Source organism: Pseudomonas sp., assembly GCF_049653025.1.
GTDB lineage: Bacteria > Pseudomonadota > Gammaproteobacteria > Pseudomonadales > Pseudomonadaceae > Aquipseudomonas.
In genome coordinates, this window is record NZ_JBASFM010000008.1 from 211553 (window position 1) to 232819 (window position 21267).

At 65.2% G+C, this 21267-nt stretch carries 13 protein-coding genes and 1 pseudogene; 6 read left to right on the forward strand and 8 right to left on the reverse strand.

Annotation, left to right across the window (positions count from 1 at the left end):
- Window positions 1-15 precede the first annotated feature (15 nt).
- The 5 genes and pseudogenes from accB to WBK23_RS08815 all read right to left on the reverse strand — a co-directional run bounded on the left by accB (window position 16) and on the right by WBK23_RS08815 (window position 6691).
- On the reverse strand, window positions 16-477 hold the full coding sequence (gene accB, locus WBK23_RS08795) for an acetyl-CoA carboxylase biotin carboxyl carrier protein (RefSeq protein ID WP_424483592.1): 462 nt from the start codon (window positions 475-477) through the stop codon (window positions 16-18).
- A gap of 23 nt (window positions 478-500) precedes the next feature.
- The gene (gene aroQ, locus WBK23_RS08800; protein WP_424483593.1) at window positions 501-950 is read right to left on the reverse strand and encodes a type II 3-dehydroquinate dehydratase; all 450 of its coding nucleotides are present in this window, start codon (window positions 948-950) and stop codon (window positions 501-503) included.
- A gap of 120 nt (window positions 951-1070) precedes the next feature.
- The gene (locus WBK23_RS08805; protein ID WP_424483594.1) at window positions 1071-2837 is read right to left on the reverse strand and encodes a protein-disulfide reductase DsbD; all 1767 of its coding nucleotides are present in this window, start codon (window positions 2835-2837) and stop codon (window positions 1071-1073) included.
- A 126-nt stretch (window positions 2838-2963) separates the two neighbouring features.
- Window positions 2964-3479 (reverse strand): annotated as a pseudogene (locus tag WBK23_RS08810) (methyl-accepting chemotaxis protein); the annotation flags it as partial.
- A 1595-nt stretch (window positions 3480-5074) separates the two neighbouring features.
- Window positions 5075-6691 carry a diguanylate cyclase gene (locus WBK23_RS08815; protein WP_424483595.1) on the reverse strand — a complete coding sequence of 539 codons (1617 nt, stop codon included), beginning with the start codon at window positions 6689-6691 and terminating at the stop codon, window positions 5075-5077.
- Window positions 6692-7013: 322 nt separating this feature from the next.
- Here WBK23_RS08815 and WBK23_RS08820 point away from each other — a divergent pair, with 322 nt between their 5' ends.
- From WBK23_RS08820 to speA, 4 genes are all read left to right on the forward strand, one after another.
- Entirely contained in the window at window positions 7014-8087 is a 1074-nt protein-coding gene (locus tag WBK23_RS08820) for a DUF2333 family protein (RefSeq protein WP_424483596.1), read from the forward strand.
- A gap of 3 nt (window positions 8088-8090) precedes the next feature.
- Window positions 8091-8627: an NUDIX hydrolase gene (locus tag WBK23_RS08825; protein ID WP_424483597.1), complete on the forward strand. Its 537-nt coding sequence runs from the start codon at window positions 8091-8093 to the stop codon at window positions 8625-8627.
- A gap of 341 nt (window positions 8628-8968) precedes the next feature.
- Window positions 8969-9340, forward strand: a complete 372-nt coding sequence (locus tag WBK23_RS08830) for a translation initiation factor Sui1 (protein ID WP_424483598.1) — start codon at window positions 8969-8971, stop codon at window positions 9338-9340.
- 124 nt (window positions 9341-9464) lie between these two features.
- Window positions 9465-11378, forward strand: coding sequence for an arginine decarboxylase (speA, locus tag WBK23_RS08835; RefSeq protein ID WP_424483599.1), 1914 nt, complete (start codon window positions 9465-9467; stop codon window positions 11376-11378).
- 70 nt (window positions 11379-11448) lie between these two features.
- Here the strand turns inward: speA and WBK23_RS08840 are convergent, their stop codons facing one another.
- Window positions 11449-13512 (reverse strand): putative bifunctional diguanylate cyclase/phosphodiesterase, encoded by a 2064-nt coding sequence (locus WBK23_RS08840; RefSeq protein WP_424483600.1) that lies wholly within the window; start codon window positions 13510-13512, stop codon window positions 11449-11451.
- A gap of 182 nt (window positions 13513-13694) precedes the next feature.
- Window positions 13695-15050 (reverse strand): 3-oxoacyl-ACP reductase, encoded by a 1356-nt coding sequence (locus WBK23_RS08845; protein WP_424483601.1) that lies wholly within the window; start codon window positions 15048-15050, stop codon window positions 13695-13697.
- Window positions 15051-15215: 165 nt separating this feature from the next.
- On the opposite strand from WBK23_RS08845, the gene WBK23_RS08850 reads away from it, so the two are divergent.
- Entirely contained in the window at window positions 15216-16493 is a 1278-nt protein-coding gene (locus tag WBK23_RS08850) for an acetyl-CoA C-acetyltransferase (RefSeq protein ID WP_424483602.1), read from the forward strand.
- Between the two features lie 101 nt (window positions 16494-16594).
- Here WBK23_RS08850 and ada read toward each other — a convergent pair whose 3' ends face one another.
- A complete protein-coding gene (gene ada / locus WBK23_RS08855) occupies window positions 16595-17635 on the reverse strand; it encodes a bifunctional DNA-binding transcriptional regulator/O6-methylguanine-DNA methyltransferase Ada (RefSeq protein WP_424483652.1) in 1041 nt (346 codons plus the stop codon).
- A gap of 121 nt (window positions 17636-17756) precedes the next feature.
- Between ada and WBK23_RS08860 the strand changes: the two genes are divergently transcribed.
- Complete coding sequence (locus tag WBK23_RS08860; RefSeq protein ID WP_424483603.1) at window positions 17757-21260, forward strand: response regulator; 3504 nt, start codon at window positions 17757-17759, stop codon at window positions 21258-21260.
- Window positions 21261-21267: the final 7 nt, after the last annotated feature.

Here is a 21267-nt window from a genome sequence, read left to right on the forward strand (position 1 = left end):
CAGGCTCTCCGCGGATCAAACGATGGTGAAAAGAGGTTGATCGTATTCCACCGGCTGGCCGTTCTCGCCCAGGATGGATTCGATCACGCCGCTGGTTTCGGCCTCGATGTGGTTCATCATCTTCATCGCTTCAACGATGCAGAGAATGTCGCCTTTCTTCACGCTCTGGCCGACTTCAACGAAGTTGCCCGACGTCGGGCCGGAGGCGCGGTAGAAGGTGCCGACCATCGGCGAGCGCACCACGGTGCCATTCAGCTTGGCGGCAGCCGGAACGGCGGCTTCGGCGGCAACCGGGGCAGCTGCTACTGGTGCAGCGGCAGGAGCAGGTGCCTGGGCATACATCGGCTGCTGCATAAAGGCCGGCTGCTTGCTGTGACGGCTGATGCGCACGGACTCTTCGCCTTCGCGAATCTCCAGCTCGTCGATACCGGACTCTTCCAGCAGCTCGATCAGTTTTTTGACTTTACGAATATCCATAGTTTTTTCAACTCCCGGTGAGGTCAGGGGCGCTTAAGTTCAAGTTGTTCGAGTGCAGCCTCCAGGGCCAGTCGATAACCGCTGGCGCCAAGGCCGCAGATCACTCCCACCGCAACATCTGAAAAGTAGGAGTGATGGCGGAAAGCTTCGCGTTTGTGCACGTTGGACAAATGCACTTCGATGAATGGGATGCTCACTGCCAGCAATGCGTCACGTAATGCGACGCTGGTATGAGTAAAAGCGGCAGGATTGATCAGGATAAAGTCGACACCTTCGCCTTTCGCGGCGTGAATACGGTCAATCAGTTCGTATTCGGCATTGCTCTGCAGGTACAGCAGGTGGTGGCCGGCTTCGCGTGCGCGGCGCTCCAGGTCGAGGTTGATCTGCTCCAGGGTGACGGCACCGTAGACCCCAGGCTCGCGAGTGCCGAGCAGGTTGAGGTTGGGGCCGTGCAGTACCAGAAAGGTCGCCATGATCCTTGATCCTTGTTTTTGTGCTGCGCAGGACTATGCCGCGACCGTGCAGGACTGTCCAGTTCTCAGCAATAGTCGACACGATGACCGCAGATTGCGGCAGATATATGACTCAGGGCGCTAAAAGCGTTCCCGTGCCGTGCTCAGGCGGGCGGCGAAGGTCGCGGCGTCCACCTCACCTACGACACGCAAATCCAGCCATTCGTCACCCTTGGCGTCGAACAACAGAATCGCCGGCGGGCCGAACAGCTGGTAGCGGTCGAGCAGGGCGCGTTGCGCGGGGTTGCTTGCCGTGATGTCGAAACGCACCAGTTGATAGTCGCCCAGCTGGCGAGCAACTTCCGGGGCGTTAAGCACTTCACGCTCGATCACTTTGCAGCTGATGCACCAGTCGGCGTACCAGTCGAGCAGCAGTGGTTTGCCGTTGTTCTTTGCGGCGACCAAGGCGGCATCCAGTTCGGCGGGGGTGCTGATGGTTTGCCACTGCCCGGATTGCACCTGGGTGACTTCGACGCTGGTGACCATCCGCCCGAGCGGGCGCAGCGGGTCATCCTGGCCTTGCAGCGCGCCGACCCAGGCCACCAGGGCGTAGACCAGCAGCGGCAGGCCGAGCAGTTTGGCGAATTTCTGGTGATGGGTTTTCGGCGTCAGTTCCAGCACCCCGAGCCAGAGTGCCACGCCTGCGGCCAGCAGGCCCCACAATGCCAGGCTGACCTGGCCTGGCACGACGCGCTCCAGCAGCCAGATGGCTACCGCCAGCAGCAGTGCGCCAAACAGGTTGCGTACGGTAAGCATCCAAGGGCCGGACTTCGGCAGCAAGGCACCGCCACCGACGGCAAACAGCACCAGTGGCGCGCCCATACCCAGACCCAGGGCCAGCAACTTGAGGCCGCCGCCGAGGGCGTCACCGCTGGCGCTGATATACAGCAGCGCGCCGGCCAGTGGCGCGGAGACGCAGGGTGAAACCAGCACACTGGAGAGCACGCCGAGCGCCGCCGCACTGAAAAGCGTGCCGCCGTGCAGGCGCTGGCTCAGACGCTGCAGCGGGCCGTCGATTGACGCTGGTAAGCGCAGTTCGAGAAAGCCCAGGCTGGCCGCGCCGAACAGGGCGAAGAAGATTGCAAATGGCACCAGCACCCAGGGCGATTGCAGGCGCGCTTGCAGATTGAGTTCCGCACCGAACAGCCCCATCAGTGCGCCGAGGATGGCAAAGCTCAGCGCCATCGGCAGCACATAGGCCAGCGACAACACCAGGCTGCGCATGCCGCCGGGTTGGCCGCGCAGGACCACGCCGGTAAGGATCGGCAGCATCGGCAGCACACACGGGGTGAAGGTCAGCGCCAGGCCGCCGAGGAAGAACAGTGCCAGGTCGGTCCAGCTCCACGGTGTTGCGGCATCCGGCGCGGCGCTGCTGGTCGCTGCACCGCCGCCAATCGCCAGCACTTCGGTTTCCGGCGGGTAGCACAGGCCTTTGTCGGCGCAGCCCTGGTAGTTGACGCTGAGGTTGAAGGGGCGATTGTCCGGGTTGTCGACCGGCACCTCGACATCCAGCACCTCGTAGTACACCTCGACATCGCCGAAGTACTCATCATGCTTGGCCTTGCCGGCCGGCAGCACGGCCTGGCCCAGGCTGATAGCGGCCGGCTCGCTGCTAAAGCTGAAACGATGGCGATACAGGTAATAACCTTCGGCGGCGACAAAGCGCAGTTTCACTGACTCGCTGGAGCTGCTGATCAGGCTCAGCTTGAACGCCTCGCGTACCGGCAGGAAGTCCGCGCTGTTGTTCAGTGGCGCGCCGAATTGCGCAGGGGCGGGCGGCTTGTCGAACAGGCTGGCGCTGGCCGGCAGCACGACCAGAAGCAGAAGCAGGCTGAGTAAACGGTGCATGGCAGACTCGTGATGCGGGAATCGCCGCATCATAGCGGAGGCATAAGGCTGCGCGCATGCCTTAGCCTGTAAGCGGTCTTGTCTGCAGGTCGGATGGCGCGCGACAGATTGCCGCGCCAGCGGCCGTCAAACGCGGAACGCCTGCACGGCGGTATGCAGCTGGCCGCCGAGGTGCAGAAGCTGTTCGCCCTGATGGCGACCCTCGCCGATGCGCTGCAGGTTATCGCCGCCGAGGGTGTGGATGCGCTCGCTGTGGCCGCGAATCTCGCTGACTGCGCCGCTCTGCTGGGCGGTGGCATCGGCGATGCGCTCGGCCATGCTGGCGATGGTGCGGATCGCCGCGACGATTTCATCCAGCGCACCGTCGGCGGCTTCGGCCTGGTTGGCGGTGTGTTCGGCATGTTCGACCTGGGCGCGCATCGCCTGCACCGATTGCAGGGCGGCCTGTTGCAGGCGGCCGATCAGCTCCTGGATTTGTGCGGTCGCGCCGCTGGTGCGTTGCGACAGCGAGCGTACTTCGTCGGCGACCACTGCAAAGCCGCGGCCCAGCTCGCCGGCCCGTGCCGCTTCGATGGCGGCATTCAAGGCGAGCAAGTTGGTCTGTTCGGCGATGCCGCGAATCACCGTCAGCACATTGCCGATGGTGGCGGTTTCCTCGGCCAGGCGTTCGATGGCCTGGGCATTGCCCTGCACCTCGCCGACCAGCGAGTGCAGCCCGCTAAGGCTTTGTCCGATCACCTGCTGGCCCTGTTCCAGGGCGCGGTCGGCGTGGCGGCTGGCGTCTGCGGTCTGGCTGGCGTCACCGGCCACCTGTTGGATGGTGGCCTGCAGTTCGCCGAGGGCATCGCGAATCTGCGCGGTGCCACCGGCCTGGCGTTCGGCGCCACTGTGCAGGCCGCCGCTGAGGTCGGCCAGGGTGCGGCTGGAGCCGACCACCTGTTCGGCGTGCAGGCGAATGGTGCCGACCAGGTCGACCAGGTAGGCGCGCAAACGGTTCAGCGACTCTTCGATATCGCGCAGCTCCCGGGTGCGCGAGCCGAGCCGGATGTCATTGGCGAAGTCGCCCGCCGCCCAGGCCGACAGGGCCGGTACCAGGCGCTCGAGGACACCGGTCAGACGGCGCTGGATGGTGTCGATGATCAGTGCGATCAGCAGGATCAGGCCGATCATCAGGCCGAGGATCAGCTGCACTTCGCCCTGAATCCGACCGTGTTCGGCGCGCACCTGCGGCTCCAGCGCGGCCAGGGCCTGCTGCACCTTGTCGATCTGTACACGGGTGCTGCTGGCGAGGCTGGCGCGCTGTTCGATCAGGTTGCGGGTGCGTTGCAGTTCGCCGGGGTAGCGCTTGAGCAGGCTGCTCAGTTCGCGCTTGAGGGCGATGCCGCGGTCTTCGGTCTGGCTGCTCTCGCTGCTGGCGTCCAGGCCCAGCAGGTCGGCAAACGAGTTGCTGGGCGTGGCGCTGGAGTCGGCCACGCCGAGCAACGGTAACTCGTTGAGTGCTTGCGCCTGCTTGTCCAGGGCGACCAGCTCGCGTTCGACTTCGCCGGCCAGTTCGCTGCGGCCGCTGCGCACCAGCTTGTCGCGGGCATGGGCCAGGCGCGTGAGGTGGCGGGCGGCATTGAACAGCGGGCGGCGATAACTGGCGGCGGCACTGGCCTCGCCACTGTCGGCGTAGCCCGCCAGTTGTTCCAGGGCGGCGTCCATTTCCCGTTCGGCCTGCAGCAGCAGGCCCTGCGGGTCGGCGGAAAGCTTGCCGGCGGCGAGCAACTGGTTGGCGCTGAAGGCCTGCAGTTCGTCGAGGCTGGGGCGCAGATTGGCGCTCAGCTGGCTGGGCAGCTCGGTGATGGACTGGTTGAGCGCGTCCAGTGACTGCAGCGCCGCGCTGTGGCGCAGGGCGTCGCCACTGCCCAGGTAGGCGCTGATATTTTGCGCGACTTCCCCCTGGAACTGTTGCGACAGGCTCAGGTAGCGGGTCATCAGCAGGTAGGGGCGCTCCAGGGCGCGCTGCGACCACCAGAGTGTGGCGGCCAGGGCGACGCAGACGGTGACCAGCAGCAGGGAGTTGAGGTTGGTGAGGGATTTCAGGCGCATAGGGCTCGACCGACAACGAACGGTTCCGGCCGCCGACGCATGCGTCAGGGCGGCCGCTAAGCCTCAGAATTTATTGCTTTTTCATGACCGGAATATGACGGCGCGAACTGCGTCACGTTTTCCCGCCGGGTGGCGCTCTTCCACGGTTAGCCCTGGAAGATCGCCACCTGGTTGCGCCCGCCATGCTTGGCGACGTAGAGCGCCTGGTCGGCCTGCTGCGACAGCAGTTTGCCGTCCAGATGCGGAGCCAGCTGGGCGATGCCGCAGCTGAAGGTGCAGGACAGGTCGTGCGGCTGCGCCGAGTACTGGATTTCGGCGAAGCGCTGACGAATTTCGTCGAGTACCCGGCGGGCCGACTCGGCGTCGGTATCGGGCATCACCACGGCGAATTCTTCGCCGCCGTAACGGCCGATATGGTCGCTCTTGCGCAGGCGTTGCTTGAGAAACAACGCCAGGCTCTTGATCACCCGGTCGCCCATGGGGTGGCCGTAGGTGTCGTTGACCTTCTTGAAGAAGTCGATATCGATCATCGCAAAGCTCAGCGGCTGGCCATCGCGTTTGGCGCGAAAGCGGGCGTCTTCGAGCAATTGCAGGGTGTGGGTGTGGTTGTACAGCCCGGTCAGGCTGTCACGCACCATCCGTGCCTTGAGGCTGCGCGCGCGGGCGGCGCGGTTGCGCACGGTGGCGATCAGGTGGCGCGGCTTGATCGGTTTGGTGAGGAAGTCGTCGCCGCCTTCGCTCATCGCATCGAGCTGCTTGTCGAGGTCGTCTTCGGCCGACAGGTAGATGATCGGCACGCTGACATAACGGTCGTTGTGGCGGATTACCTGGGCCAGTTCCGGGCCGTTGCACTCGGGCATGTACATGTCGAGGATGATCAAATCCGGCTGAAAGTCGGCCAGGTGGCTCATCGCCTCGATCGGTTCGATCAGGGTGCGGGTGACGATGCCGGCGCTGTTGAGCACGCGCTCGGTGTGCGTGGCCTGGGCGCGCGAGTCGTCGATGATCAGCACCTTGTAGGGCTCGTACTGGGCGACGTTGGTCAGCACCTCGATGCGCTCGAACAGGTTCGAGGCGTCCAGGCTGCCGGTGAAGAACTCCTGACCACCCGCACGCACGGCGGACAGGCGGGTCATGGTGTCGGTGTCTTCAGGGCTGAAGAACAGCAGCGGAATCGGATGCTCCAGGCCTTCCTGCACGCTCTTCGCCAGTTCCAGGCCGCAACCGGGGCCGGAGAAGTCGACTTCCATCAGGATCGCCGCTGGGTGGCGTTCGCGCATGGCGTTGCGGAAGGCGTTGGCGCTGTCCAGGGCGATGGCGGTCATGCCGAAGAATTCCAGGCGCTGGGCCAGCTGTTCCGAGCGCTCGATGTGCTGCAGGGCCAGGTACACCGGCTTGCGCAGGGGCGGCAGCACTGTTTGCTCGAAGCGGTCACCGTGGCGCAGGCCGGTGCGCGACAGTCGCTGCATCAGCAGGTTGAGCTGGCTGATCAGCTCGCTGTTGAGCCGGCAGCGGTTGTCGGCCACCCGCTGCAGGCAAATGCCAATTTCCTTCGCCAGGTGCCAGTGCTCGGCCTGATCGAAACGCTCGGCGTAGCGCAGCAGCAGTTGCGCGGCTTCATCCTGCTCGCGCATGCCCGACTCGCTCCACTCGCTGCGTTGCAGGCGCTGCCAGACCTCCAGCACCTGACGTGCCTGGTTGATCACGCGCTGGGCGAAGTGTTGCTTGAGGCGGTCGCGGCTGGGATCTTCGTGCTCGTTCATAGCCTTGTTCAGTTGGCGCGGCGTTGCGGCGCAGATGATGGCGTAGTGCTAGCAATGCTAACACTCGTTTGAAATTTTGCGAGTGCCGTCGATCTATTGGCGTCGGCCTTCTGTCTATAAGGTCACAGAACGGTCATGGGGCGAACCGGCGCTAAGTTTGCCGTTCGCCGCTGCGCACTGGGCTGCGCTTCACTTATAGTGCAAGGCAGTTGCGCAACCCTGTTTTGGGGTTGTGGTCGAACGAGCCGTTGCCGGGTTGCGCTGCCGCTGCGCAGGGACACCCGGTCGCTGCCTCGCTATTTGGGTAAAAAAGGACAAGGCCATGCTGGATTGGAAGAACCGTACTGCCGGTGCGCGTGATGGCGCGGCAGACTCAGTCGACAATGTACGTAGCTATTTCGCCGGAGGTTGGGCGACCCGCACGGTGGGTGGTTTGCTCGCGCTCTACCTGCTGCTGGCGCTGGTCGTCGGCTGGTACTGGAGCCAGGAGCCCGCGCAGTTTTCCGTGCAGCAACAGGCCGAGGCCGCTGCCCAGGCCAAGCAACGCAAACTGGTGAACGGCTATACCACGGTGGAAACCCTCAAGCAGGTCACCGGCATGCTGCTGGACAAGCCCGGTGGCTACCTGTCCAACGACCTCGCGCCGCCCGGCCTGTGGCTGGACAATATGCCGAGCTGGGAGTTTGGCGTGCTGGTGCAGGTGCGTGACATGTCCCGCGCGTTGCGCAAGGACTTTACCCGCTCGCAGTCGCAGTCCACCGAAGATCCGGATTTGGCCAAGGCCGAACCGCGCTTCCACTTCGACAACAAGAGCTGGGCGCTGCCGGCCTCCGAGGCTGAATACGCCGAAGGCATCAAATCGCTGGACCGCTACCTGGCGCGTCTGTCGGACCCGAGCCAGCCCAACGCGCAGTTCTATACCCGCGCCGATAACCTCAATAACTGGTTAGGCGATGCCGCCACTCGTTTGGGTTCGCTGTCGCAGCGCCTGTCGGCCAGCGTCGGTCAGGTACGTTTGAACACCGCGGTGAAAGACCCGTCGCTGGCGCCTGGCGTGGCGCAGCCGGATTTTGTCGAGGGGGTCAATTACGAAACCCCATGGCTGCAGATCGACAACGTGTTCTATGAGGCCCGTGGCCAGGCCTGGGCACTGTCGCACCTGCTGCGCGCCATCGAGGTGGATTTCGCCGATGTGCTGGCGAAGAAGAACGCCACCGTCAGCGTACGGCAGATCATTCGTGAGCTGGAGGCCGCGCAGGAAACCCTGTGGAGCCCGATGATTCTCAACGGCAGCGGTTACGGCCTGCTGGCCAACCACTCGCTGGTGATGGCCAACTACATTTCGCGCGCCAATGCCGGGTTGATCGACCTGCGCCAGCTGCTGTCGCAGGGCTAAGCGATGGCCTGGTCCGAAGCCGAGGTGGCGCACCGCGCCGCCTCCGATGCCGAGCGAATTGCCTGGGTCGATGAACAGGATCGGCCCCTGGGCGGCATCACCCGCAGCGAGTTGCGCGAGCGTCGGCTGCTCGGGCGTGGCACCTATATCCTGCTGTTCAACAGCGCCGGCCTGCTCTGCGTGCATCGCCGTACGCTGAGCAAGGCGCTGTATCCCGGTTACTGGGATGTGGCCGCCGGTGGCATGGTGCTGGATGGCGAGAGCTACGCCGAATCCGCCGCCCGCGAGCTGGCCGAAGAGCTGGGGATTGAGGATGCGCCGCTGGTCGAGCATGCGCATTTTCTCTACGACGCGCCGGAAAGCCGCTTGTGGTGCATGGCCTACTCGGCGGTGTCCGATGCGCCGCTGCGCTTGCAGCCGGAGGAAGTGCTGGAAGCGCGCTTTATCTCCATCGACGAAGCGCTGGCCGAGACCCAGCACCTGCCGTATTGCCCTGATTCGCTGGCGGCCTTGCAGCGTTATCTGGCGACTATTGCGTAGGATGGGTTAGCCGTAGGCGTAACCCATCGCTGCCAGCATGGGTATCGCGGTGCTCACCCCATCCTACGGCCACGCTCAGACCAGCCAGGGCCGCGCGGTTGCTGGCTTTGTGCAGGATATCTGGACGTTTTGTTCGGCATCCTGAACAACGTCGCCAATCCGCCGATTAATGGCGCATTTTTACACTTAGCAGCTGTGGTTTTTGCCGTTACACTGCGCGGCCTTCAAGCCCTGGCCGTGTATCACCAGGGTGCGCTGCCCCTGCCAGAGTGGGGCTTCGCGGTCGACGCTCCAAGCACTTGTCGACCAGTCGCTATCCTGACCCCTTCGAGGACAAACCGGTGGTCAAGAAAGCTTCGTCATTCGCCGCGCTCAGCGGCCTGGTGTATTCCACCGACAGCGGCCGGCATTGCCCGGACTGCAGTCAGCCGGTGGACGCCTGCATCTGCAAACAGACCCTGATCCCCGAAGGTGATGGCATCGCCCGCGTGCGCCGTGAGACCAAAGGTCGCGGCGGCAAAACGGTGACCAGCATCAGCGGAGTGCCCCTGGCCATTGATGCGCTCCAGGAGCTGACCAGCGCGCTGAAAAAGCGCTGCGGCTGCGGTGGCTCGCTCAAGGACGGGGTGATCGAGATCCAGGGCGATCACGTCGAACTGCTGATTGCCGAACTGATCAAGCACGGCTTTAAAGCCAAGAAGTCCGGCGGCTGATCCCGTCTTTTCTAAACTTACTCAGCTGACCTCGGGTCACAGCTGAGCAATCGTCATTTCCAGACTTTAATCTGTATGTGCCTTGGCGTTGCCAAGGCCTCTACCGCCAGCAAGGGAGACATCGATGTCTGCACGACGCACACGCAAAGATGACGGCAGCCAGTGGACAGTGGCCGACAGCCGTAGCGTCTACGGGATTCGCCATTGGGGCGCGGGTTACTTCGCGATCAATGACAAGGGTCGTGTCGAGGTGCGCCCGAATGGCCCGCAGAGCCAGCCGATCGACCTGTTCGAACAGGTCGAGGAATTGCGCTCCAGTGGCCTCAGCCTGCCGTTGCTGGTGCGCTTTCCAGACATCCTGCAAGACCGCGTGCGTCAGCTGACCGGGGCTTTCGACGCCAATATCGCCCGGCTGGAATACCAGAGCCCGTATACCGCCCTGTACCCGATCAAGGTTAACCAGCAGGAAGCGGTGGTGGAAAACATCATCGCCACGCAGAACGTCTCCATCGGCCTGGAAGCCGGCTCCAAACCCGAGCTGATGGCCGTGCTGGCGCTGGCGCCGAAAGGCGGCACCATCGTCTGCAACGGTTACAAGGACCGTGAATTTATCAAGCTGGCGCTGATGGGGCAGAAGCTCGGCCACAACGTGTTTATCGTGATCGAGAAGGAGTCCGAGGTGCAGTTGGTGATCGAGGAGGCGGCCGAACTCAAGGTCGCCCCGCAGATCGGCCTGCGCGTGCGCCTGTCGTCACTGGCGTCGAGCAAGTGGGCCGACACCGGCGGCGAAAAGTCCAAGTTTGGCCTGTCGGCGGCGCAGCTGCTGTCGGTGGTTGAGCGCTTCCGTGCGGCCAAGCTGGATCAGGGCATCCGCCTGCTGCACTTCCATATGGGCTCGCAGATCGCCAACCTGTCCGACTACCAGCACGGCTTCAAGGAAGCCATCCGCTATTACGGCGAGCTGCGCGGCCTGGGCCTGCCGGTTGACCATATCGACGTCGGCGGCGGTCTGGGCGTGGATTACGACGGTACCCACTCGCGCAACGCCAGCTCGATCAACTACGACATGGACGACTACGCCGGCGTGGTGGTCGGCATGCTCAAAGAGTTCTGCGACGCGCAGGAATTGCCGCACCCGCACATCTTCTCGGAAAGCGGCCGCTCGCTGACCGCGCACCACGCCATGCTGGTGGTGCAGGTCACCGATGTGGAGAAGCACAACGACGAAATTCCACCGATCGAAGACGTCACCAGTCTGCCGGAAACCGTGCGTTACCTGGTCGAGCTGCTCGGCCCGACCGATATCGAGATGGTCACCGAGACCTACTGGCGCGCCACCCACTATATGAGCGACGTTGCCACCCAGTACGCCGACGGCAAACTCAGCTTGACCGAAAAGGCCCTGGCCGAGCAGTGCTACTTCGCCGTGTGCCGCCGCCTGCACAACTCGCTGAAGGCGCGTCAGCGCTCGCACCGTCAGGTGCTGGACGAACTCAACGACAAGCTGGCCGACAAGTACATCTGCAACTTCTCGGTGTTCCAGAGCCTGCCGGACACCTGGGCCATCGGCCAGGTGCTGCCGATTCTGCCGCTCAACCGACTCGACGAAGAGCCGCTGCGCCGCGCCGTGCTGCAGGACCTGACCTGCGACTCCGACGGCAAGATCCGCCAGTACGTCGACGAGCAGAGCATCGAGACCAGCCTGCCGGTGCACGAGGTGCGCGAGGGCGAGGACTACCTGCTGGGGATCTTCCTGGTCGGTGCCTATCAGGAAATTCTCGGCGACATGCACAACCTGTTCGGCGACACCGACTCGGTGAACATCTACCAGAACGCCGATGGCAGCGTGTACCACGCCGGTATCGAGACCCATGACACCATCGAGGACATGCTGCGCTACGTGCACCTTTCGCCGGAGGAGTTGATGAACCACTACCGCGACAAGGTCGCCAGCGCCAAGATCAGCCCGCGCGAGCGCACCCAGTTCCTCGACGCGTTGCGTCTGGGCCTGACTCGTTCGTCCTACCTGTCGTCCTGACCGTTGGTTTTCCCTGGATAAACAGCCCGGCTTAAGCCGGGCTTTTTTATGTCGGGTTTGGGGGCACCGCTTACCAGGTCGGTGTTCGCGCCAGCAGTGCCTCGGCCTCGCTCGCCGGCAGCGGCTTGGCGAACAGGTAGCCCTGGCCGAACTGGCAGCCCAGCCCGCGCAGCAGTTCCAGCTGGGCCGGCGTCTCTATGCCTTCGGCCACCACCTTCAGCCCCAGCACCTGAGCCAGGGCGATAATGGTGCGGACAATTTCCAGGCCCTGGCGGTCGTCTTGGTCCATCTTGCCGACGAAGGAGCGGTCGATCTTGAGGATGTCGAAGGGGAAGCGGTGCAGGTAGCTGAGCGAGGAATAACCGGTGCCGAAATCGTCGATGCTGAGCTGGATATCCAGGTCCTTGAGGCGAGCGAGCAGCAGGTTGGCGCTGTCCGCATCGTTCATGATGGCGCTCTCGGTGATCTCCAGTTTCAGGCTGTGGTGCTCGACGCCAGAGCCCGCCAGGGTGCGAGCGATTTCCTCGAGCAGGCCTTTCTGGGCGAACTGCTTGCCCGACAGATTGACGCTGATGCCCAGCTCGGCATCGCTGGGGAAACGCTGATGCCAGGCGCGAATCTGCGCCACGGCCTGGCGTAACACCCACAGCCCCAGCGGGATGATCAGGCCGGTGCTCTCGGCCAGGGGGATAAACAGCTCGGGCGAGATCATCCCCTGCACGGGGTGACGCCAGCGGCACAGCGCTTCGAAACCGGCGATGCGGCCGCTGGCCAGGTCGACTATGGGCTGGTAGTAGAGCTCGAATTCCTCATGTTCCAGGGCGCGGCGCAAGTCGTGCTCCAGGCGCATGCGCGCCACTGCGCGCACCTGCATGGCGGCGTCGAACATCTGGTATTCGTTGCCGCCGCGTTCCTTGGCGCGGCCCAGGGCGGTCTCCGCCGCTTGCAGCAAGTCGCCGCCTTGGCACTGGTCGATGGCGGCCACGCCCATGCTGGCGGTGACAAAGAACTCCTGTGCGTCGTGGCACAGGGGCTCGGCGAAGGCTTTCTGCATGCGTTCGGCGACGCGCAGGGCATCTTCCTGGTGCTCCAGGCTATCGATCAGCACGGCGAATTTCACCCCGCCGAGGTAGGCCAGGGTATCGGAGGGGCGCGCCTGCTGATCCAGACGTCGGGCCAGGCCGATCAACAGCTGGTTGGCGGTCTGGCCGAGGCTTTCGTGGATCAGGTGGAAGCGATCCGGTTCGATCAACAGCAGGGCGAACAGCGTCTGTGGGTGGCGCGCGCGGCGACTCAGGCAGCGTTCCAGGCGGTCGTCAAACAGCACCCGGTTGGGCAGGTTGGTCAGGGCGTCCACGGTCTTGCGTTCGGTCAGGTCGGTGCAGGAGCCGGCCAGGCGCACGATGCGCCCCAGCTCGTCGCGCTTGGCCTGGCCGCGGCAGAGCAGCCAGCAGCAATCCCCAGCCTGACTGTAGACCCGCACCTCGACCTGGAACTGTGGCGTGCGCCCGGCCAGGTGGGCCTTGAAGGCGCTCTTGAGTTTGCTCAGGTCCGCCGCGTAGACCCGCGCTAGCCAGCTGTCCAGGCGCTCGACGCACTCGTCCGCAGGGTAGCCAAGGATGCTCTTGAGCCGCGGCGAGAAGAAGATGCTGTGGTTGCGCCTGTTCCAGTCCCAGATGCCGTCGTTGCTGGCCTGGCCTATCAGTTGGTAGAACTCGAGGTGCTCGCTGCTGGCTTGTTCCATGCGTTTGAGCGCCAGCTGGGTGCGAAGTCGCGCCAGGACCAGGGCACCGTCGCAGGGCGTGAGCAGGTAGTCGTTGGCACCGCGGGTCAGGGCTTGAGTGATGTCCGCGCTGCGCTCGGGCCCGCCGAGCAAGATGATGGGCAGCTGTTGCGGGCTGTAGCCTTGACGCAGGCGCTCGAGCAGCGCCAGGCCACTGATGTCGGGCAGTTCGAGATCGAGCAGGATCAATTCGGGCAGCGCGGCGGCGAGCAGTTCCTCTGCGTGCTGGGCGCTGGTGGCGCATTGCAGGGCGTAGCCGGGGTATTCCAGGCTGCGCAGTTCGTTCTGCTGGTTCAGGGCGGCGACTAGCAGCAGGCGCGGCGGCGAGTGGGTCGAGCTAGACAGAGGCATGCGGATCCTCCTTGAACGATGGCGGCTCTGCGGACGTCGAGTCCGCGCGGCGGCTTCCAGCCCCGCAGGCAGGGGAGGCTGGCGGGCGTCACGGCAGTGGTCGCCCGGATGATCCCTACACTATAGAACGCCTGTCAGCCCGGCGGACTGCCATTTCTGCCGCCCTGCTGGGCATGCGTCGATCAGGCCCCCAGCAGGCTCTGCCCACAGACCCGCAGCACTTGTGCCGTAGCCGCGCCTGAGCCGGGTTGGGCGAACCAGGCCACGGCTTCGGCGACGTCCTGCGGCAGGCCGCCCTGGCCCATGGAGTTCATCCGCCGGCCGGCTTCGCGGATGGTCAGCGGGATGGCGGCGGTCATCTGGGTTTCGATAAAGCCGGGTGCCACCGCGTTGATGCTGATGCCGCGCTTGCCCAGCGTCGGTGCCCAGGCCTGGGCCAGGCCGATCACCCCGGCCTTGCTCACCGCGTAGTTGGTTTGGCCCAGATTGCCGGCGATGCCGCTGATCGAGGCGATCAGCACCACGCGGCCATTGTCGTGCAGTTTGCCGGCGTCCAGCAGGGCCTGGGTCAGTACCTGCGGGGCATTCAGGTTGACGTTGATCACCGAGTTCCAGAACTCGTCGCTCATCTTTGCCAGGGTCTTGTCGCGGGTGATGCCGGCGTTGTGCACGACGATATCGATGCCGTCCGGCAGCGCTTCAATAAGCTGCGCGGCGGCATCACTGGCGCAGATATCCAGGGCCAGGCCGCGCCCGCCGAGGCGGGCAGCCAGGGCGTCGAGCGCATCCTTGGCCGGCGGCACATCCAGCAGCACCACTTCGGCACCGTCGCGGGCCAGGGTTTCGGCGATGGCCGCGCCGATGCCGCGGGATGCGCCGGTAACCAGGGCCTTCTTGCCGGCCAGCGGGCGGGTCCAGTCCTTGACCTGCTCGGCGCAGGCATTCAGGCGCAGCACCTGGCCCGATATATAGGCACTTTTCGGCGAGAGGAAGAAGCGCAGCGCGCCTTCCAGTTGCGCCTCTCCACCCTTGCCGACGTAGATCAGCTGCACGTTACCGCCGCGGCGGATTTCCTTGCCCAGGGAACGGCTAAAGCCTTCCAGCGAGCGCTGCACGCTGGCGGCAATCGGGTCTTTCAACGACTCCGGGGCGCGGCCGAGAATCACCACGCGCGGGCACTTATCCAGGCCCTTGAAAGCCGGCTGGAAGAAGTCGCGCAGCTCGATCAGCTGCTCGAAACGGGTCAGCCCGCTGGCGTCGAACACCAGCGCCTTAAGCTTGGGGCCGTGTTCGGCGGTCCAGCGCGGCAGCTCCAGCTGGCCTTCGCGGGCGGCGAACAGGGCGTCGGTCAACTTGTTGGCGAATGGCAGCACGGCTCTGGCCAGGCTGCCTTCACCGCCCAGCAGCAGGGCCCCTTCCACCGGCCGGCTGCGCCCGGCCATCCAGCGCTCCAGCAGCAGCGGGGCCGGCAGGCCGAGTGCGCTGACCAGACGGCGACCGGCGTTGGAGTTGGCAAAGGCGAGATAACGGTCGGACATGGGGCAGCTCCTGCGCATGGATCAAAAGTGCGCCCACTCTACGCAGGCCATAGAAATGCGCAATTGACCGCGCCGCCTGCTGTGCCGGCAAGGCGGCCAATGCCACACTGCGGCGACAGGTTAGCCTGTGCGCCATTCATCTCAGCCCCATCCCAGGAGTCGTCCATGACCCAGCCGCGCCGCGTCGCCATCGTTGGTGGTAACCGCATTCCGTTCGCCCGCTCCAACACCGTCTACGCCACCGCGAGCAACCAGGAGATGCTGATCAGCGCGCTGGATGGCCTGGTCGAGCGTTTCAACCTGCATGGCGAGCGCCTCGGCGAGGTGGTGGCTGGCGCGGTGCTCAAGCATTCGCGTGATTTCAACCTGACCCGCGAATGCGTGTTGGGTTCGCGCCTGGCCCCGGAAACCCCGGCCTATGACCTGCAACAGGCCTGCGGCACCGGCCTGGAAGCGGCGCTGCTGGTCGCCAACAAGATCGCCCTGGGGCAGATCGAGTGCGGCATCGCCGGCGGCGTCGACACCACCTCGGATGCGCCAATCGGCGTCAATGAAGGGCTGCGGCAGATCCTGCTGCAGGCCAATCGCGGCAAGAGCACCGGCGAGAAGATCAAAAGCCTGCTGCAGATTCGCCCACGCCACCTGGCTCCGGCGATTCCGCGCAACGGCGAGCCGCGCACCGGCCTGTCGATGGGGGAGCATTGCGAGCTGATGGCGCAGACCTGGGCCATCCCGCGTGACGAGCAGGACCAACTGGCCGTGGCCAGCCACCAGAAGCTTGCCGCCGCCTACGCCGAAGGCTGGCATGACGACCTGCTGACGCCGTTCCGTGGCCTGACCCGTGACCAGAACCTGCGCGCCGATATCAGCCTGGAAAAACTCGCCACCCTCAAACCCTGCTTCGAGCGCAGCCCACGCGGCACCATGACCGCCGCCAACTCGACGCCGCTGACCGATGGCGCGTCCCTGGTGCTGCTGGCCAGCGAGGACTGGGCCAAGGCCCGTGGCCTGCCGATTCTGGCTTACTGGAAGGATGGCGAGGCTGCGGCGGTGGATTTCGTCGGCGGCAAGGAAGGCCTGCTGATGGCCCCGGCCTACGCGGTGCCGCGTCTGCTGGCGCGCAACAAGCTGAGCCTGCAGGACTTCGACTACTACGAAATCCACGAAGCGTTCGCCGCGCAGGTGCTCTGCACCCTCAAGGCCTGGGAAGACGCCGACTACTGCAAGACCCGCCTGGGCCTGGACGCGCCGCTGGGTTCCATCGACCGCAGCAAGATGAACGTCAAGGGCAGCTCACTGGCTGCCGGCCACCCCTTTGCGGCCACCGGCGGACGCATCGTCGCCAACCTGGCCAAGCTGCTCTCGGTGGCGCAGGAAGGCCGCGGGCTGATCTCGATCTGCGCCGCCGGCGGTCAAGGTGTGACCGCGATCCTGGAAAAGTAATCCAACAGCAGTATTCGCATGCTGTGCGGGTACTGATGTATGCAACTCCGTGATTTGGAGCGGCCCACGAAGGTGGAGCCGCTCTTTTTTATTCTGGCTTTTTATGGCTCAAGCGATGCGCTGGCTTCCTGCTTAAGCAGCGCGGCCTTGCGCGCCAGGCCCCAGCGGTAACCGCTGAGGCTGCCATTGCTGGCGATCACCCGGTGGCAGGGCACCAGCAGGCCCAGCGCATTGCTGGCGCAGGCCCGCGCGACCGCGCGCGGGTGGCTGTCGAGCTGCGCGGCCAGTTCGGCGTAGTTGCGCGTCTGCCCAGGCGGAATCTGCTGCAGGGCGCGCCACACCTGTTGCTGAAATACCGTGCCGCGAATATCCAGGGGCAATTGCGCGGCGCGTTGCGGCTCTTGCAGGTGCGCCAACAGCTGTTGCAGCCAGTCGCCCAGGCCGTTGTCATCACGCTGCAGATGGGCGGCGGCAAAGCGCTGCCGCAACTCTTCTTCCAGCGCCGCCGGGCTGTCGGCAAACAGCACGGCGCATACGCCCTTGGCGCTGCTGGCCAACAGCACCTGGCCGAGCGGGCAGGCGGCGATGGCATAGCGCAGGCATTCCCCGGCCGCCTGCCGCCGACGCTGCGCCGGGCTGAGCGCCTCGCCCAGCTGATACAGCGCGCGGGTGCCGGAATAGCCGGCGGCCAGGGCCGCATCCAGCACGCTGTCGGCCTTGGCCAGCTGGGTATCGAGCCGCGTGCGTCGCTGGGCGGCGCTCCAGGCGTTGGGGGTCAGCCCGGTACGCGCCTTGAAGGCGCGCGCCAGGTGCGAGGCGGACAGGCCGATCCGGGCGGCCAGCTGTGCGAGGGTCAGGCGCTGTTCGCTGTCAGTCAGCAGGCGGCAGGCGGCCACCACCAGCGCATCGAGCTGCTCGGCCGGGCTCTGGCCCTGCGGCGAGCAGCGTTTGCACGGGCGAAAGCCGGCTGCCGCCGCGTCGCTTGCGGCGGCATGGAAGCTGACGTTGTCGCGCCGCGGTCGCCGCGCCGGGCAACTGGGTCGGCAATAGATGCCGGTGCTGCGCACGGCGAAGACGAATTGGCCGTCCTGCATGGCATCGCGGGCGCAGACGGCTTGCCAGCAGCGGTCGGCATCGAGCATGGCGCGATCCTCAATAGACATGGGCTGATTGTCGGCTGCGCACGCGCGCCTGCCAATGCGCATCTGACTTTCAAAGCAGCGGCTACGCTGAAGGCGATCCGTACCCCGTAGGATGTTGCCGATGCCGCGCCTCTGTTGCCTGCTGTTGTTGTGTTTGCTGCCCGTGCTCGCCGTGGCGGCGCTGTCGCTGAACCCGCAGGAGCGCGCCTGGGTCGCCGAACATGGGGTGATTCGGGTGGGCGTCGAGCGCAGCGGCTGGGCACCGTTCGATGTGCTGGACAAGGACGGCCGGCACCGTGGCCTCAGTGGCGATTACCTGGAACTGCTTGGCCAGCGCCTTGGCCTGCGCTTTGAACTGGTGCTGGTGGACGACTGGAATGCGGCGATCAAGGCCCTGCGCAGCGGCCAGGTCGACCTGCTGCCCTCGGTGGCCAAGACCGCCGAGCGCGAGGCCTTTATGGGCTTCAGCAAGCCCTATATTACCAGCAGCAGCCTGATCTTTACCCGCAGCGAACTGGCGGTGCAGCGCATCGGCGACCTGGCGGGCAAACGGGTGGCCATCGAACGCGGCTATGCGCTGCAGCAGGCCTTGCTCGACAAGGTCGAAGGCGTGCAACTGCTGGAGGTGATCGACACCTCGGCCGCGCTGCGGGCGGTGTCGTCTGGGCGCGCCGATGCCTATGTCGGTGACATGATCGTGGCCAGCTACCTGATTCGTGAGCTGAACCTGACCAACCTGGAGCTGCGCGGCGAAACCGGCCTGTCCAGCAGCGAGTTCCGTTTTGCCGTGCGTCCCGACTGGCCGCAGTTGATCGGCCTGCTGGACCAGGCGCTGGACAGCGTCAGCATGGAGGAGCAGGAGGCGATCAAGGAGCGCTGGCTGCCACCGCTGACCGCGTTTAACTGGCGGCGTCTGCTGGCCGTGGGCTGGCCCTACCTGCTCGGCCTGCTGGGGTTGGTAGTTTTCGTGCTGGTGTGGAACCGCCGCCTGGCCGTGCAGATTGCCGAACGTCAGCGCGCCGAGGCCGAGGCCAGCCGCCAGCGCAGCACCTTGCTGGCGCTGATCAACGCGATTCCCGACCCGATCTGGTTCAAGGATGCCGAGGGCCGCTACCTGGGTATCAACCAGGCCTGCGCCGAGCTGTTCGGCTGCAGCAGCGAGGCGGTCAAGGGTCAGCGCGACGAGCAGTTGCTCCCGCCGGAATGGGCGGCGGCGCGCGCCGAGCATGACCGCATTGCCAGGAGCCTGGCGCGGCCGTTCGAGAGTGAGGGTTATTCGATTTATCCGGATGGTCGGCGGGTGATCTTCGACACCTTGCGCAGCACCTTCTATGACGAGCAGGGCCAGTTGCTCGGCCTGGTCGGGGTCAGCCGCGACATCACCGTGCGCAAGCAGGCCGAGGCCGAACTGGCCAAGGCCAAGGACCTGGCCGAGGAGGCGGCGCGGCTGAAGTCGGACTTCCTGGCCAATATGAGCCATGAGATCCGCACGCCGATGAACGCCATCATCGGCATGTCGCACCTGGCCCTGAAGACCGAGCTGAATCCGCGCCAGCGCGATTACCTGGGCAAGATCCAGCAGTCCGGCCAGCACCTGCTGGGGATCATCAACGACATCCTCGACTTCTCCAAGATCGAGGCCGGCAAGCTGACCATCGAGCGCATCGACTTCGACCTGCAGCAGGTGCTGGAAAACCTCGCCAACCTGATCGGCGACAAGGTCGCGGCCAAGGGCCTGGAGCTGGTGTTCAACCTCGACCCGCAGCTGCCGCAGCAACTGGTCGGCGACCCGCTGCGGCTGGGGCAGATCCTGATCAACTTCGCCAACAACGCGGTGAAGTTCACCGAACAGGGCGAGGTCGAGGTGGTCCTGCGGGTCGAGCAGCGTGAAGCGGCCCAGGTGCTGGTCTACCTTGGCGTGCGCGACACCGGTATCGGTCTGACCACGGAGCAGATGGGTCGGCTGTTCGAATCCTTCCAGCAGGCCGACACCTCGACCACCCGCAAGTACGGCGGCACCGGCCTGGGCCTGGCCATCTGCAAGAGCCTGGCCGAAGCCATGGGCGGCAGCGTCGGGGTCGACAGCGAGCCGGGGCTCGGCAGCCTGTTCTGGTGTCGGCTGCCACTGGGCATCGCCCAACAACAGGGCCAGCGCCTGCTGCCACAGGCGGACCTGCGCGGGCGCAAGGTGCTGGTAGTGGACGACAACGACAGCGCGCGCCAGGTGCTGCATGACATGCTCGACAGCATGAGTTTTCGCGCGGTGGCGGTGGACTCGGGCGTGGCGGCGGTGCAGCAGGTGCAGCAGGCCAGTGCGCAGGGCCAGCCCTTCGAGTTGCTGCTGATCGACTGGCAGATGCCGGGCATGGACGGCATCGAGACCGCCCGGCGGATACGCGAACTGCACCTGCAACCGCCCCCGCGCGTGCTGATGGTCACCGCCCATGGCCGCGAGGAAGTGCTGCTCGGTGCGCAGAAGGTCGGCATCGATGACGTGCTGCTCAAACCGCTGAATCCCTCGTTATTGTTCGATGCGGTGATCCGCAGCCTGGGTGGCGAAGGGCCGCTGGAGGGCTTCGGCCGTCTGCCGATCGGCGAGCAGGTGCCCAATTTCAGCCAGCTGCGCGTGCTGCTGGTGGAAGACAATGAACTGAACCGCGAAGTGGCCTGCGGCCTGCTGCAGGAAAGTGGCTTGCAGATCGACCAGGCCGAGCATGGCGGCATCGCCCTCGACCTGTTGCGCGCCAGCGTCGCCGGGCATTACGCCCTGGTGCTGATGGACATGCAGATGCCGGTGCTGGACGGTATCGCCACCACCGAGGCGATCCGCCGCGAGCCGCGCTTTGCCGAGCTGCCGATCGTTGCCATGACCGCCAATGCCATGCCCATCGACCGTGAACGCTGCCTGGCGGCGGGGATGAACGATCACCTGGGCAAGCCCATCGACCCCAATCAGCTGTGGCGCACCCTTGAGCGCTGGCTGCCGGCACAGGCCGAGCCACTGCCGGCAACGCGCAGCGAGGATGCGCTGCCGGACTGGTCACTGCCCGGCGTGGATTTCGCCAATGGCCTGCGCCGGGTGCTGGGCAAGCGCGAGCTGTACCAGCGCCTGTTGGGCAAGTTTGCCGCCAGCCAGGGCGACTTTCCCGCGCAGTTGCGCGCCGCGCTGGCCAGCGATCAGACGGAAAGCGCCGAGCGCCTGGCCCACAGCTTCAAAGGCCTGGCCGGCAACCTCGGGGCGATGGATCTGGCCGCCCAGGCGGCAACGTTGGAAAGCGCGATCAAGGATGCCCGTCACGATGAGCTGGATGGTTTGCTGGTGGAGCTGGAGCAGAGCCTGGCTGCCCTGGTAACGGCGATCAGCACGCAGTTTCCTGCGCAACCGCTGGGTGCCGCGCGGGTGGTGGATGCCGAGCAACTGCAGCAGCTGTGTCGACAACTGCAACGGTTGTTCGCCGATGATGACCCGCGCGCGGGAAAACTCTTCGATGAGCAGGCCGAACTGCTGCGCAGCGCCTTTAATAGTGACTATGCGGCGCTGGCTGCCGCGGTGCGGGGTTTCGACTTCGAACAGGCGTTGGCGCTGCTGCATGTGGCGGCTGACCAGCGCCAACTGATGCTTTGATGGGTTA

Bases quoted from the DNA above. Each gene is read 5' to 3' on its own strand.
- accB (WP_424483592.1), bottom strand. From the start codon at position 477: ATGGATATTCGTAAAGTCAAAAAACTGATCGAGCTGCTGGAAGAGTCC.
- aroQ (WP_424483593.1), bottom strand. From the start codon at position 950: ATGGCGACCTTTCTGGTACTGCACGGCCCCAACCTCAACCTGCTCGGC.
- WBK23_RS08805 (WP_424483594.1), bottom strand. From the start codon at position 2,837: ATGCACCGTTTACTCAGCCTGCTTCTGCTTCTGGTCGTGCTGCCGGCC.
- WBK23_RS08815 (WP_424483595.1), bottom strand. From the start codon at position 6,691: ATGAACGAGCACGAAGATCCCAGCCGCGACCGCCTCAAGCAACACTTC.
- WBK23_RS08820 (WP_424483596.1), top strand. From the start codon at position 7,014: ATGCTGGATTGGAAGAACCGTACTGCCGGTGCGCGTGATGGCGCGGCA.
- WBK23_RS08825 (WP_424483597.1), top strand. From the start codon at position 8,091: ATGGCCTGGTCCGAAGCCGAGGTGGCGCACCGCGCCGCCTCCGATGCC.
- speA (WP_424483599.1), top strand. From the start codon at position 9,465: ATGTCTGCACGACGCACACGCAAAGATGACGGCAGCCAGTGGACAGTG.
- WBK23_RS08840 (WP_424483600.1), bottom strand. From the start codon at position 13,512: ATGCCTCTGTCTAGCTCGACCCACTCGCCGCCGCGCCTGCTGCTAGTC.
- WBK23_RS08845 (WP_424483601.1), bottom strand. From the start codon at position 15,050: ATGTCCGACCGTTATCTCGCCTTTGCCAACTCCAACGCCGGTCGCCGT.
- WBK23_RS08850 (WP_424483602.1), top strand. From the start codon at position 15,216: ATGACCCAGCCGCGCCGCGTCGCCATCGTTGGTGGTAACCGCATTCCG.
- ada (WP_424483652.1), bottom strand. From the start codon at position 17,635: ATGCTCGATGCCGACCGCTGCTGGCAAGCCGTCTGCGCCCGCGATGCC.
- WBK23_RS08860 (WP_424483603.1), top strand. From the start codon at position 17,757: ATGCCGCGCCTCTGTTGCCTGCTGTTGTTGTGTTTGCTGCCCGTGCTC.